At 35.1% G+C, this 12456-nt stretch carries 14 protein-coding genes; 4 read left to right on the top strand and 10 right to left on the bottom strand.

Going from position 1 to position 12456, the window contains the following annotated elements; translation table 11 throughout:
- The gene (gene murI / locus Q4500_RS14435) at positions 1-789 is read left to right on the top strand and encodes a glutamate racemase (protein ID WP_303600333.1); all 789 of its coding nucleotides are present in this window, start codon (positions 1-3) and stop codon (positions 787-789) included.
- On the opposite strand, the gene Q4500_RS14430 is transcribed toward murI, so the two are convergent.
- Together Q4500_RS14430 and Q4500_RS14425 are read right to left on the bottom strand one after the other, a co-directional pair.
- The gene (locus Q4500_RS14430; protein WP_303600364.1) at positions 776-1276 is read right to left on the bottom strand and encodes a dihydrofolate reductase; all 501 of its coding nucleotides are present in this window, start codon (positions 1274-1276) and stop codon (positions 776-778) included. The two genes, murI and Q4500_RS14430, sit on opposite strands and share 14 nt — an antisense overlap.
- Positions 1277-1287: 11 nt before the next feature.
- On the bottom strand, positions 1288-1689 hold the full coding sequence (locus tag Q4500_RS14425; protein ID WP_303600332.1) for a 2TM domain-containing protein: 402 nt from the start codon (positions 1687-1689) through the stop codon (positions 1288-1290).
- 54 nt (positions 1690-1743) lie between these two features.
- On the opposite strand from Q4500_RS14425, the gene Q4500_RS14420 reads away from it, so the two are divergent.
- Complete coding sequence (locus tag Q4500_RS14420) at positions 1744-2829, top strand: aminotransferase class V-fold PLP-dependent enzyme (RefSeq protein WP_303600331.1); 1086 nt, start codon at positions 1744-1746, stop codon at positions 2827-2829.
- A gap of 148 nt (positions 2830-2977) precedes the next feature.
- On the top strand, positions 2978-3274 hold the full coding sequence (locus Q4500_RS14415) for an isoamylase early set domain-containing protein (RefSeq protein ID WP_133674658.1): 297 nt from the start codon (positions 2978-2980) through the stop codon (positions 3272-3274).
- A gap of 75 nt (positions 3275-3349) precedes the next feature.
- Here the strand turns inward: Q4500_RS14415 and egtD are convergent, their stop codons facing one another.
- The 8 genes from egtD to Q4500_RS14375 all read right to left on the bottom strand — a co-directional run bounded on the left by egtD (position 3350) and on the right by Q4500_RS14375 (position 11288).
- Entirely contained in the window at positions 3350-4318 is a 969-nt protein-coding gene (egtD, locus tag Q4500_RS14410) for an L-histidine N(alpha)-methyltransferase (protein WP_303600330.1), read from the bottom strand.
- 16 nt (positions 4319-4334) lie between these two features.
- The gene (gene egtB, locus Q4500_RS14405) at positions 4335-5495 is read right to left on the bottom strand and encodes an ergothioneine biosynthesis protein EgtB (RefSeq protein ID WP_303600329.1); all 1161 of its coding nucleotides are present in this window, start codon (positions 5493-5495) and stop codon (positions 4335-4337) included.
- A 75-nt stretch (positions 5496-5570) separates the two neighbouring features.
- Positions 5571-6386, bottom strand: coding sequence for an energy transducer TonB (locus Q4500_RS14400; RefSeq protein ID WP_303600328.1), 816 nt, complete (start codon positions 6384-6386; stop codon positions 5571-5573).
- Between the two features lie 3 nt (positions 6387-6389).
- Positions 6390-7214, bottom strand: a complete 825-nt coding sequence (locus Q4500_RS14395) for a thymidylate synthase (protein ID WP_303600327.1) — start codon at positions 7212-7214, stop codon at positions 6390-6392.
- Positions 7215-7348: 134 nt separating this feature from the next.
- Complete coding sequence (locus Q4500_RS14390) at positions 7349-8671, bottom strand: NupC/NupG family nucleoside CNT transporter (RefSeq protein WP_244534077.1); 1323 nt, start codon at positions 8669-8671, stop codon at positions 7349-7351.
- A 155-nt stretch (positions 8672-8826) separates the two neighbouring features.
- Entirely contained in the window at positions 8827-9456 is a 630-nt protein-coding gene (locus tag Q4500_RS14385; protein ID WP_073247103.1) for a bifunctional nuclease family protein, read from the bottom strand.
- 85 nt (positions 9457-9541) lie between these two features.
- Positions 9542-10510, bottom strand: coding sequence for an electron transfer flavoprotein subunit alpha/FixB family protein (locus Q4500_RS14380; RefSeq protein WP_303600326.1), 969 nt, complete (start codon positions 10508-10510; stop codon positions 9542-9544).
- A gap of 37 nt (positions 10511-10547) precedes the next feature.
- Positions 10548-11288, bottom strand: a complete 741-nt coding sequence (locus Q4500_RS14375) for an electron transfer flavoprotein subunit beta/FixA family protein (RefSeq protein WP_303600325.1) — start codon at positions 11286-11288, stop codon at positions 10548-10550.
- A 173-nt stretch (positions 11289-11461) separates the two neighbouring features.
- On the opposite strand from Q4500_RS14375, the gene Q4500_RS14370 reads away from it, so the two are divergent.
- A complete protein-coding gene (locus Q4500_RS14370; protein ID WP_073247098.1) occupies positions 11462-12439 on the top strand; it encodes a pyruvate dehydrogenase complex E1 component subunit beta in 978 nt (325 codons plus the stop codon).
- Positions 12440-12456: the final 17 nt, after the last annotated feature.

The raw sequence follows: 12456 nt of genomic DNA, 5'->3' as shown, positions 1-12456 counted from the left end.
ATGGACGATAGGCAAATAGGTATTTTTGATTCTGGTATTGGCGGCACATCTATCTGGGGCGAAATTCAAGAGCTTATGCCTAATGAAGATTGTATTTATTTAGCAGATAGTAAGAATGCACCTTATGGTGAAAAATCTGAAGAGCGAATTCTAGAACTGAGTATAAAGAATACTGAATATTTATTAAGCCAGGGTTGTAAGATTATAGTCGTTGCCTGTAATACGGCAACGACAAACGCTATTGATTATTTAAGGGCAAACTATACTGTTCCTTTTATAGGTATTGAGCCTGCATTAAAACCTGCGGCTATAAATACCAAATCTAAGATTGTGGGCGTTTTAGCTACTAAGGGGACTTTGTCGAGTAGTTTGTTTCATAGTACCTCAAAAAATCATGCTGCAGGTATAACAGTTTTGGAACAACGAGGTACCGGTTTAGTAGAGATGATTGAAAACGGAAATCTTCAAAGCGATGAATTATACCAATTGTTAGAGGGGTATATAAAGCCTATGCTTGAAAAGGGAATGGATTATCTTGTTTTAGGCTGTACGCATTACCCATATTTAATTCCGCTATTGAAAAATATGCTACCAGAAAATGTAACTATAATTGACTCTGGACAGGCGGTGGCTCGACAAACTAAAACAGTTTTAGAGAAAAATGAATTGTTGACAGGTGCTGCACAGCAGGGTACACATCAATTTTACACAAATGACGATGAAAAAGTACTTATTTCGATTTTAGAATCGGCTAAGCCTAAATACACTGTATCTTTTAAAGACTTTTAAGGATATTCTCTTTTTTAACGTAGGTTAAATAAGTGAATGATAACTTGTGTTTTTCGTCTGTTGGGTGAAACTCTTGGTTTGTTAGCATCCAATAGTTCTCGTCAATTTCTGGAAAAAAGGTATCCGCATCTTCAAAAGTGGCATGCACACGGGTTAGTTCTATTTTGTCAGAACGTTTTTCACCTTGCTTATAAATTTCTCCGCCACCAATTATAAAGGCAATTTCATTGTCTACTAAATCTATTGCTTCATCTAAAGAGTGCACAACAATACATTCATCATAGTCTACCGAGTAATTTTTATCTCTGGTAATGATAATGTGAGTTCTATTTGGTAAAGGCTTAGGGAAACTTTCATATGTTTTTCTACCCATGATAATTTTATGACCAGACGTTAATTTCTTGAATCTTTTAAAATCATCTGGCAAATGCCAAAGTAAATCGTTGTCTTTGCCAAGCGCGTTGTTTTCTGCTGCCGCAGCAATCATTATGAGTGTACTCAAAGTAGTTTTTTTTTAGGTTCGGGTTCAATTGAGGTAGGTTGTTTTATTTCCTGTTCAATTTCTTTTTCCATTTCAGCAATACGTTGCTTTTGCTTCGCTACTAATTTTTCTCTTTGAGCGCGTTCCCAGTCATTACCCATGAATTTATTGGTAATAAAGACATTAAAAATATGTAGCACAAACAGAAATCCCCAAAAGGTAATTGCCCAAACAAACCAATTATATTCTTGTCCGTATTTTAATATTTTATTAATAAGCACCAAGAAAACACTACCAACTAAAAATACTACGAAATGCGTGTAAAGGCGTTTTTTTTGTTTAACCCTTTTTTGAGCATTCTCTAATAGCTCATGCTGCTCTAAATCTAATTTGGAGGTATTTTTATTTCTAGAAAACATACTCTTCCTATCTTTGGTATAAAGATACAGGAAATGTATTATACGCTATAATCAATGGAAAAATTTAGAAAAGAATTCCCAGTTTTAAGAAAAGGTATTTATGCGAACACTGCAGTATATGGTTTGCTGTATGATTCTTTGTTAGAATGGCGACAAGAACATGATCTAGACTTTTTAATAGATGGTAGCGATATGCGCGAGCAATCGTTAAAGGTAATTTCAAATACGCGCACTAGCGTTGGTAAGTTCTTTAATTGTAAACGAGAGAACGTAGCTTTAGTGAGCAATTTTTCATCAGGACTTAATGTGTTGTTAGAGGGGTTAAATTCCAAGAAAAAGGTGCTACTTGTTGAGAATGATTATCCTTCTCTTAATTGGAGTTTTGAGAATAGAGATTTTGAGGTTGCCTATATATCTATGACTGCTGATTTAGAAGAGCGTATTCAAGAAACAATATCAAGTCAGAAAATCGATGTGCTTGCTTTGAGTTTGGTACAGTGGCTAGATGGTTTTGCCATTGATTTAGGATTTTTGAAAGATTTAAAAAAACAACATCCTAATTTGATTATCATGGTAGATGGTACTCAATTTTGTGGTAGTGCTAGCTTTGATTTTGATAATTCTGGAATTGATGTTTTAGGAGCTAGTGCTTATAAGTGGTTGTTGGCTGGTTATGGTAATGGATTTATGTTGTTTTCAGATCAAGTAAAAAATGAGTTTGCGATAAATAATATTGGTTTTAATGCTGCTGACGGAGATTTTGATAAAAAAGATGAAATTAGATTCGCTAAGAAACTTGAGCCAGGTCATTTGTCATCGCTGATTTTTGGGAGTTTAAAGTTTTCTCTAGATTTTTTTGAAAGAATAGGGATGGATAAAATAACAGCACATAACCGTAAGTTATCAGAGAAGGCAAAGGCAGAATTTCAAAAACTAGGACTATTATCTGATGAGGTTTTGGGAAGAAAGCAGCATAGCACTATTTTTAATATAAAAGCAAATGAAGCTACTTATCAAAAACTAATAGACAATGATGTGTTTTGTGCTCAAAGAGGTGACGGAGTACGTTTAAGTTTTCATTTCTATAATACCGAAGCAGAAATAGATGCAATTGTAAAAATCTTAAAAACAGGAAAGTAGCTATTCATGATAAAGTAATTTTTCAGGGTTAAATTTCGTTGTACATCTATAAAAAGCATAAATTTTAAGGATTTGATAAAAATCTCTTAAGTGTTGTAAATGAGTATTTTATTATACTAGTTTTGCTTTAAATATTAAATCTAATATCATGGCAATTGCAAAAAAATATTTAAAAACTAAGCCAGTATGTAAGGTTACTTTTACGGTACCTACAGACGATGCAAAAAAAGTAGCTGTTGTAGGCGATTTCAATAACTGGAACGCAAAAAAGAGCGCATTGAAGAAACAAAAAAATGGTTCTTTTAAAGGTACTTTTGATCTTCCAAAAGAGAACTCATTTGAGTTCAAGTACATTGTAGATGGAGAATATGTGAATGATGGTGAGGCTGATCGTTATCAATGGAATGATTTCGCTGGTTCTGAGAATGCCGTGTTAGAATTGTAAAAAGAATAATACTGAAATATACAAAGCCTGCTATTTAAAATAGCAGGCTTTTTTTATTCTATTTAGAAGTAGAATCTAAGCTTTTTTAAAGACACAGTTTTTATAGCCATATGTTTTTGATTCATACGAGGTAGTCATTTTTAAACCAGATTCTTTTGCAAGCCAATTAATTATTTCATCATCATACTTTTGTGAAATTTCGGTATGTATAGTCTCCCATTGGTTAAAGTTGACTGTTAACTCTAAATTTTCAATTTGTACGCTTTGTTCAATTTTCGAAACTAAATAACTCTTTGCAGTTCCTGTTTCGGGGTTATACACTTCCCAATGTAAAAACTGTTCTAAGTCAAAATTTGCACTTAGTTCGGTATTTATTCTAGCAAGAACATTTTTGTTGAATGCTGCGGTAACACCTTCTTTATCATTATAGGCATCTAATATGGTCTGCGGATTTTTCTTTTGGTCAAACCCCATGAACAATAAGTCTTCTGGTTGCATTAGCTTTTGAATCTTATTCATAAAAACAACTGCCGGCTCATGCTCTAAGTTGCCAATATTAGAACCTAAAAACAAAATTATTTTTCTGTTCTCGCGATTGTTTATTTCTTTAAGAGCTTCAAAATATGTTCCTTGAAAAGGTTGAACTTGTACTTCTGGCAGTTCTTTTTCAATAGAATTCTGTAATTGATTTAATGCGTTGTCACTAATATCGATAGGTACATAAGTGAAGTCGATTTTTTTGTCGCTGAATTCTTTTAATAGAATTTTAGTCTTTTTACCATCTCCAGCACCAAGTTCAATTAAGTCAAATGATCCAAAACCGGTAAACAGATTTGAGATTTCTTCTTTATTGCTTTCAAGAATTTCGTACTCAGAATCAGTTAGATAATAAGTAGGCATTGCCATAATATCTTGAAAAAGCTTATCTCCTTTTTTGTCGTAAAAATACATTGAAGATAAGTGCTTAGGGTTGTCGGTCAAGCCTTGAGAAACTTCTTTTTCAAATTCACTTGTATTGGTAAGTGTAGTTTTTGTGTCTTGCATACGTAATCTGTCGTATTTATTTAGCTAACCTTATTCCGGTAAACTGCCATTTTAAATCAGTTGGAAAAAAGTTGCGATAGGTGTGTCTTGCGTGTTTGGTAGGTGTTGCTATTGAGCTGCCTCTAAGTACCTTCTGGTTCACCATAAACTTGCCGTTGTATTCACCTAAAGCGCCATCAACTTTTTTGTAATTAGGGTAGGGGAGGTAGGCACTTTCTGTCCATTCCCAACGTTGTCCCCAATTAAATTGTTCCTGCGCAGCTTCCCACTCAAATTCAGTAGGTAGGCGACATTCTTTATATTGAGCAAAGGCAAATGCTTCAAAATATGAAATATGGGTAACAGGTGCGTCTAAATCAACTTCAGTCAATCCGTTAAGGCTATAGTAATACCATATTCCATCAATCTCGTGCCAATATAATGGTGATGTTATTTGGTTTTGTTGTACCCAATCCCATCCAGCGGCATGCCAAAGGTCGAAACGTTTATACCCGCCTGCCTGTATGAATTCAATATATTCGGCGTTAGTAACAAGTTTGTTTGATATTTGATAATCATGTAGATATACTTTGTGTCTACCTAGTTCATTATCAAAACAGAAGTCAGTAGAATTATGACCTATTTCATAAACGCCTTCGGTCATAGAAATCCAGCTTTGAGTACCTTTCTCAATGGTAAATTCTAGAAAAGTATCTGAGTATTTAGGTAATAGCGGGTTGTTTCCGAGAATATATTTAATATCTGTAAGCAATAATTCTTGATGCTGCTTTTCGTGATGAATACCAATTTCAAGAACAGCTAATAATGTGCTGTCTTCATTAGATTCTAGTAGGCTCTTCATTGCTTGGGTTACATATTGTCTGTATTCATACACCTTCTTTACTGAAGGTCTAGACAGATTACCGCGATCGGCACGAACAACACGTTTGCCTACGGTTTCGTAGTAGCTGTTAAATACAAATGAAAAATCTTCATCAAAAACCGTATAAGATGTATCGTATGATTTAAGGATAAATTCTTCAAAAAACCAAGTTGTATGACCTAGATGCCATTTTGGTGGAGAGACGTCTATGATAGGTTGTACCACATAATCTTCAATTTCTAGAGGCTTGCAAATAGCCTCGGTGTGTTCTCTGGTTTCTAAAAAGAAATCTAAGAACGTATCAGTACTAACCATGAAAACAATTTTTATGGAAAGTTAAATAAAAATGATCAATTGAGTTTAACCTGATAAATTAAGAAATTGATACTATTAAAGCTTGAATATAATGGGAATGGAAAATGGAATCTTTTTTGGGGCACCATTTTGACGACCAGGTTGAAACTTTGGGAGTAAAGAAATAATTCTTCTAGCTTCATTTTCTAAAATAGGTGCAGAGCCTTTTGTTTTAATGTTGCCAACATTTCCTTCTTTGTCAATATAGAACATAATACTTACTCTACCGCTCACTTTTTTTGCAATAGCTTCTTTAGGATAAATAAAGTTAGAACCAATATGTTTTTGCATAAGCGATGTAAAGGTTCTTCTATCAGTTAAATCATCTACTCTTGGTTGATTGGGGAATAGGGGCGTTTCTTCAATGACACCACCTTTGAAAATGAAATTACTATCTAAGGGAATTTTGTTTAATTGATTATTGCTAGTTAAATAATCGTAATTCAAAAAGTATTTTGGTCTGTAATTATCGGGTTTTTTATTATCGACTCTTAAAACATGCAATTCAGCAATTCTTTGATTGAGCTCTTTAGTGAATTTTTTATTCAGTTTTTTATCATTGATGTAAGTATGAGTTCTTTCATCATTAATCTGATTTAAATCATTTAATTCAAAAGTGATTCTTGCTTTTAACGTATCAATTTCCTGGTTCCTTTTTTTAAATAAACCCTCTAGAATATCAAGTACTTCGTCTTCAATTTTATGACTTAAGCAGTCATTTTTATCTAAAGCATCGGCACACTGATCAATAACGATTTCTTCTTGTGGAAAGTAAATAGAATCGTCTTGCGAAAAACAATTCATTGAAATGAAGGTGCAAACGATAAGTAAAATTGATGCTTTTATTTTCATAGTTTAGATAGCTACTTTCCCTTTTATATGAGGATGCGGGTTGTAATCTGCCAATTCAAAATCTTCAAATTTGAAATCAAAAATATCTTTCACATCAGGATTTATTTTCATTTTTGGCAATGCTCTAGGCTCTCTGCTTAGTTGCAATTCAACCTGCTCCATATGATTATTGTAAATATGGGCATCACCGAAAGTATGAATAAAATCGCCGGCTTCATAACCACAAACTTGAGCCATCATCATGGTGAACAATGCGTAAGATGCAATATTGAATGGTACGCCTAAGAAGATATCTGCACTACGTTGGTACAATTGGCAAGATAATTTGCCGTCTGCAACATAAAACTGAAAGAATGCATGGCAAGGGGGTAAAGCAGCTTTGTCGTTAGAAACATTCTCGGAAAAGGATTTAGAAGTATCTGGCAACACGCTAGGGTTCCAAGCAGATACTAACATTCTTCTACTATTGGGGTTCGTTTTTAAAGAGTGTACTACTTCTTTGATTTGATCGATTTCATCATCGTTCCAATTACGCCATTGATGACCATAAACAGGACCTAAATCTCCATTATCATCAGCCCATTCGTTCCAGATTCGAACACCGTTTTCTTGTAAATACTTGATGTTGGTATCACCTTTTAAAAACCAAAGTAATTCATATACAATAGATTTTAAATGTAATTTTTTGGTGGTAACCATGGGGAAACCTTCGCTGAGGTCAAATCTCATCTGATACCCAAAAACACTTTTAGTTCCGGTTCCTGTACGGTCACCTTTTTGGTTTCCTTCATTAAGAACATGTTTTAAAAGGTCGTGGTATTGTTTCATAGCAATAGAATTATGTATACGCCAAATTGATTCATCGACGTATTGCAAAAATACTATTTAGATGAATTTTTGAGCAGAATTTAAAGTATGGGTTATGAAAATCTTATTAACTAAATTAAAGTCGAAAATATAAGCTACCCTAAAATCATACCTGCAATAGTTGCAGAAAGTAATGATGCTAGAGAACCACCAAGAACAGCTTTCATTCCAAATTCAGATAAAGTCTTTCTTTGTCCTGGTGCTAGTGATCCAATACCACCTATTTGAATACCAATAGATGCAAAGTTTGCAAAGCCACATAACATATAGGTAGCCATAATAACAGACTTGTTAAACTTTAAATGTGGTAAGGTGCTAAGATCTTTAAGTTCTGCTAATTGTATATAGCCTACAAATTCACTTGCCACTAATTTAATGCCTAGCAATTGACCCATAAGCATGATGTCTTCATTGGCTACGCCAATTAACCACATTAAAGGGGCAAATATAGTGCCTAGAATTGCTTCAAGAGAGAATTTAGAATACGAGGTATTTTCAGCTATCCAGCTATTTAAGTGAGTAAAATCTCCGGTCCATTCTAGAATACCGTTGACCATCGCAATAATGGCTACGAAAACTAAAAGCATAGCACCTACATTAACAGCTAGCCTTAGTCCTTCTGTAGTACCATTTGCTATAGCATCTAATACGTTGGCGCCAATCTTTTCAGAAGAGACATGAACTTCAGTATTTACTTCTTCTGTCTGTGGATATAGTATTTTAGAAATTACAATCGCTCCAGGAGCAGCCATAACGGAGGCAGCTAATAAATGTTTCGCAAATACCAACTGTAGCAATTCATCTTCACCACCTAAAAACCCAATGTAGGCAGCTAAAACAGCACCGGCAACGGTTGCCATACCACCAATCATAACCAGCAGAATCTCTGATTTGGTCATTTTTTCTAGGTATGCTTTTATTAAAAGAGGTGCTTCTGTCTGCCCAAGAAAGATGTTTCCGGCAACAGAAAGACTTTCAGGTCCTGAAATACCCAAGGTTTTAGAAAGTGCCCAAGCAAGCCATTTTACTACTTTTTGTATTAATCCTAAATAAAATAGTAAGGATGTTAGAGCTGAGAAAAATATGATTGTTGGTAGTACTTGAAAAGCAAAAATGTATCCGAAAGTACCAGTATCAACGACTAAACCTTCAAAAAGGAATTTACTGCCCGCACGTGTAAATTCTAGTATGCTGACAAAGATTCTTCCTATTTGTTCAAAAACTAATTGTACGAAAGGTATTTTTAGTACACCAACGGCAATAACCAATTGAAGCGCCAGACCTATACCTACAGTTTTCCAATTAATGGCTCTTCTGTTAGAGCTGAATAAAAAGGCTAAAAATAATAAGACTACCATGCCTAAAACTCCTCTGCCGAGACTGTTGAAAGAAAATCCTTCATTGATTTCCATTCCCATAACACCAGCAGTAGCAACATCTTCAGCCAAAGTAGTGTCAGTTGTACTTTGTAAAGGTTGAGTTACGTCTACGTCTTGAGCAAAAGTAATTGTGGTAAGAATCAGTGCAAAAAATAGCAACCATTTGCCCTTTTTCATAAACTATAATTTAATGTTTAGTTGCGTTTAGAGATTTCATCTCTCAGTTTTGCCGCCTTTTCGTAGTCTTCGTTGGTGACTGCCTTTTTTAATTCTGCTTCTAATTCATCTATAGTAAGTTCTGTGTAGCCATCGCTTGCACCAGATTCTATTTCTATAGTTTCCCCTTCTTGCAAAATTTCATCGACCATAATACTATCGTCGTTATCTTTTTGATCTTTCTCTTTAGATGAGAATTTCAAGAAAATACCAGCTTTGTCCAATATAGTCTTATAGGTGAATATAGGAGCGTTGAAACGCAATGCCAAGGCAATTGCATCACTAGTTCTTGCGTCAATGATTTCTTCAATACCGTCTCTTTCGCAAATGATGCTAGAGTAAAATACGCCATCCACCAATTTATGTATAATCACCTGTTTGATAACAATATCAAACCTGTCGGAAAAATTTTTAAATAGGTCGTGAGTAAGTGGTCTTGGGGGCTTTATCTCTTTTTCCAAAGCAATTGCTATGGATTGAGCTTCAAAAGCGCCAATGACTATAGGTAATTTTCTATCGCCTTCAACTTCGTTCAAAATAAGAGCATAAGCTCCGTTCTGAGTTTGGCTGTAAGAGATACCTTTTATTTTTAATCGTACTAGACTCATAGGTTTTTAACTAAAAAAGGCTGTTCGAATACTTGGGGTTCCAACTATACGAACAGCCCTTTAAGGGGCACAAAATAACAAAAAATTACCCGTTTTGTGCTTTAAAATCCTTTAATTTTTCAATCAATTGAGGAACTACTTCAAAGGCGTCTCCAACAATACCGTAATCAGCAGCTTTAAAGAAAGGCGCTTCAGGGTCATTATTGATTACAACTTTTGTTTTAGAAGCACTTACCCCTGCTAAATGTTGGATTGCTCCAGAAATACCGATGGCAATATAAAGATTACTTGCAACAGGCTTTCCTGTTTGTCCAACATGCTCACCGTGCGGTCTCCATCCAAGATCAGACACTGGTTTGGAGCAAGCTGTTGCAGCGCCTAAGATATCTGCAAGTTCTTCTATCATTCCCCAGTTTTCTGGTCCTTTCATTCCTCTTCCTGCAGAAACAACAATATCAGCATCTGCTATAGTAGCTTTACCGACAACTTTATCTATTTCAACAGATTTGGTATCATTCGTAGCAGCATCTGCAGCGCCACTAATTTCTTCAACAGAAACTTCTGTCTTGTTTTCGTGAGCACCAAAGGCATTATTAGATACACCCACTATTTTAATATCTGTATCTATTTGAGTGTGTGCAAAACCTTTATTACTGAAAGCAGTTCTTTTAACCATAAATGGTGCAGTGCTATCTGGTGCCTGAACTACATTTGGTGCGTAACCAGCAGATAGTTTGGCAGCTAATAAAGGAGCTAAATACTTTGTATCTGTACTTGAGCTAAGTATCACCACTTTTGCATCTGTACTTTTTACTGCTTCAGCAATAGATGCTGCGAAACCGCCAGCGTTAAAAGTTTCTAATGAGCTGTCTTTAACGTTCATTACTTTAGAAACTCCGTATTCGCCAAGAGATTCACCCTCAGTAGTGTTGAAAGCTATTGCGGTAACAGTTGTACCCATCATTTTGGCAACTGCAGAAGCGTAAGAGGCGACCTCGAACGCATTCTTTTTAAATTTTCCTTGTTCTGATTCTGTATATACTAAAACTGACATCTTTTTTGTTTTTAATTATTACCTAATAAATAGGTTATTAAATGACTTTGGCCTCATTATGTAATAGATCAACTAATTGATCTACACTATCGGCAAGTTTAACTTGACCTTTTGGAGCTGGTTTGTCGAATTTTTTGTCTTCGGTAGCTTTGATAGCCTCAACCGGTTCAAGAACAGAAAGACTTTTCTTTCTTGCCATCATAATGCCACGCATATTAGGTATACGTAAATCACTTTCTTCAACAAGACCTTTTTGTCCACCTACTACTAAAGGTAGTGAACTACTTAATTTTTCTTTTCCACCATCTATTTCTCTAACAGCAGTAACATTGTTTCCGTCAATTTCAAGACTAATACAAGAATTGATGAAATTCATATTTGTTAAAGAAGCCAAAATACCTGGTACCATACCACCATTATAATCAATAGATTCTCTTCCGCCGATTACTAAATCGTAACCACCGTTCTTAACAACTTCTGCAAGTTGTTGAGCAACAGAAAATCCGTCAGTAGGCTCTGTGTTGATTCTAAAAGCTTCATCTGCTCCAATGGCTAGTGCCTTGCGCATTGTAGGTTCAACGGTTGGACCGCCAACAGTAGCTATGTGTACTGTAGCACCTTGTTTTTCTTTAAACCACATAGCTCTTGTTAACCCGAATTCATCATTCGGGTTAATTACAAACTGTACACCGTTGGTGTCAAATTTTGTATCGCCATCTGTGAAATTTATCTTAGACGTAGTGTCTGGAACATTACTTATGCAAACTAATATCTTCATGTTTAAAAAACTTTATATCAATGGTGACGAAGATAGCTATTTAAATCCTAATTTACTATGCATGCATAGTAAATTTTATAACTTTTTTTAAATCTGGCAGTCTATTTTTTGATATTATATTTCATATTTTTGCTTGCTTTATAGCGTATAACAAAGAATAATATTTACCATACATGAAAACACTACAATTTAGGCAAGCAATAGCCGAGGCCATGTCCGAAGAAATGAGGAAGGATGAATCTATCTATTTGATGGGTGAAGAGGTAGCGGAATATAATGGCGCATATAAGGCTTCCAAGGGTATGTTGGATGAGTTTGGCCCAAAGAGGGTTATTGATACTCCAATCTCAGAACTTGGTTTTGCAGGTATAGGCGTTGGTTCGACAATGACCGGTAATAGACCTATTATAGAATTCATGACCTTCAACTTTGCGTTGGTAGGTATTGATCAAATTATAAATAACGCTGCTAAGATCAGACAAATGTCTGGTGGACAATTTCCTTGTCCTATAGTATTTAGAGGTCCTACAGGTTCTGCTGGTCAATTGGCGGCGACGCACTCACAAGCTTTTGAGAGTTGGTATGCCAACTGTCCGGGTTTAAAAGTAGTTGTACCATCTAACCCAGCAGATGCAAAAGGATTGTTGAAAGCTGCAATTCGCGATAATGACCCTGTAATATTTATGGAGTCTGAGCAAATGTATGGTGATAAAGGTGAGGTGCCAGAAGGTGATTACACTATTCCATTAGGTGTTGCAGATATTCGTAGAGAAGGTAAAGACGTAACTATTGTTTCTTTTGGTAAGATTATTAAAGAAGCTGATAAAGCTGCTGATGAATTAGAAAAAGAAGGTATTAGTTGTGAGATTATTGATTTACGTACGGTAAAACCTTTGGATTACGAAGCTATTTTGAAATCTGTTAAAAAGACAAACCGTTTGGTAATTTTAGAAGAAGCTTGGCCATTTGGTAATGTAGCAACAGAAATTACATATCATATACAAGCACATGCATTTGATTACTTAGATGCACCAGTTGTTAAAATTAATACAGCAGATACACCAGCACCATATTCTCCAGTACTTTTGGCAGAGTGGTTACCTAATCATAAAGATGTGGTTGAAGCTGTTAAAAGAGTTTTATACAAATAAAAGATTTACTTTTGTAA

It is taken from the genome of Maribacter sp. 1_MG-2023, assembly GCF_030547005.1.
Lineage (GTDB): Bacteria > Bacteroidota > Bacteroidia > Flavobacteriales > Flavobacteriaceae > Maribacter.
The sequence above is the reverse complement of the archived record's forward strand: the minus strand, read 5'-3'. Positions and strand labels throughout refer to the sequence as shown.

Bases quoted from the DNA above. Each gene is read 5' to 3' on its own strand.
- murI (WP_303600333.1), top strand. From the start codon at position 1: ATGGACGATAGGCAAATAGGTATTTTTGATTCTGGTATTGGCGGCACA.
- Q4500_RS14430 (WP_303600364.1), bottom strand. From the start codon at position 1,276: ATGATTGCTGCGGCAGCAGAAAACAACGCGCTTGGCAAAGACAACGAT.
- Q4500_RS14425 (WP_303600332.1), bottom strand. From the start codon at position 1,689: ATGTTTTCTAGAAATAAAAATACCTCCAAATTAGATTTAGAGCAGCAT.
- Q4500_RS14420 (WP_303600331.1), top strand. From the start codon at position 1,744: ATGGAAAAATTTAGAAAAGAATTCCCAGTTTTAAGAAAAGGTATTTAT.
- Q4500_RS14415 (WP_133674658.1), top strand. From the start codon at position 2,978: ATGGCAATTGCAAAAAAATATTTAAAAACTAAGCCAGTATGTAAGGTT.
- egtD (WP_303600330.1), bottom strand. From the start codon at position 4,318: ATGCAAGACACAAAAACTACACTTACCAATACAAGTGAATTTGAAAAA.
- egtB (WP_303600329.1), bottom strand. From the start codon at position 5,495: ATGGTTAGTACTGATACGTTCTTAGATTTCTTTTTAGAAACCAGAGAA.
- Q4500_RS14400 (WP_303600328.1), bottom strand. From the start codon at position 6,386: ATGAAAATAAAAGCATCAATTTTACTTATCGTTTGCACCTTCATTTCA.
- Q4500_RS14395 (WP_303600327.1), bottom strand. From the start codon at position 7,214: ATGAAACAATACCACGACCTTTTAAAACATGTTCTTAATGAAGGAAAC.
- Q4500_RS14390 (WP_244534077.1), bottom strand. From the start codon at position 8,671: ATGGGAATGGAAATCAATGAAGGATTTTCTTTCAACAGTCTCGGCAGA.
- Q4500_RS14385 (WP_073247103.1), bottom strand. From the start codon at position 9,456: ATGAGTCTAGTACGATTAAAAATAAAAGGTATCTCTTACAGCCAAACT.
- Q4500_RS14380 (WP_303600326.1), bottom strand. From the start codon at position 10,510: ATGTCAGTTTTAGTATATACAGAATCAGAACAAGGAAAATTTAAAAAG.
- Q4500_RS14375 (WP_303600325.1), bottom strand. From the start codon at position 11,288: ATGAAGATATTAGTTTGCATAAGTAATGTTCCAGACACTACGTCTAAG.
- Q4500_RS14370 (WP_073247098.1), top strand. From the start codon at position 11,462: ATGAAAACACTACAATTTAGGCAAGCAATAGCCGAGGCCATGTCCGAA.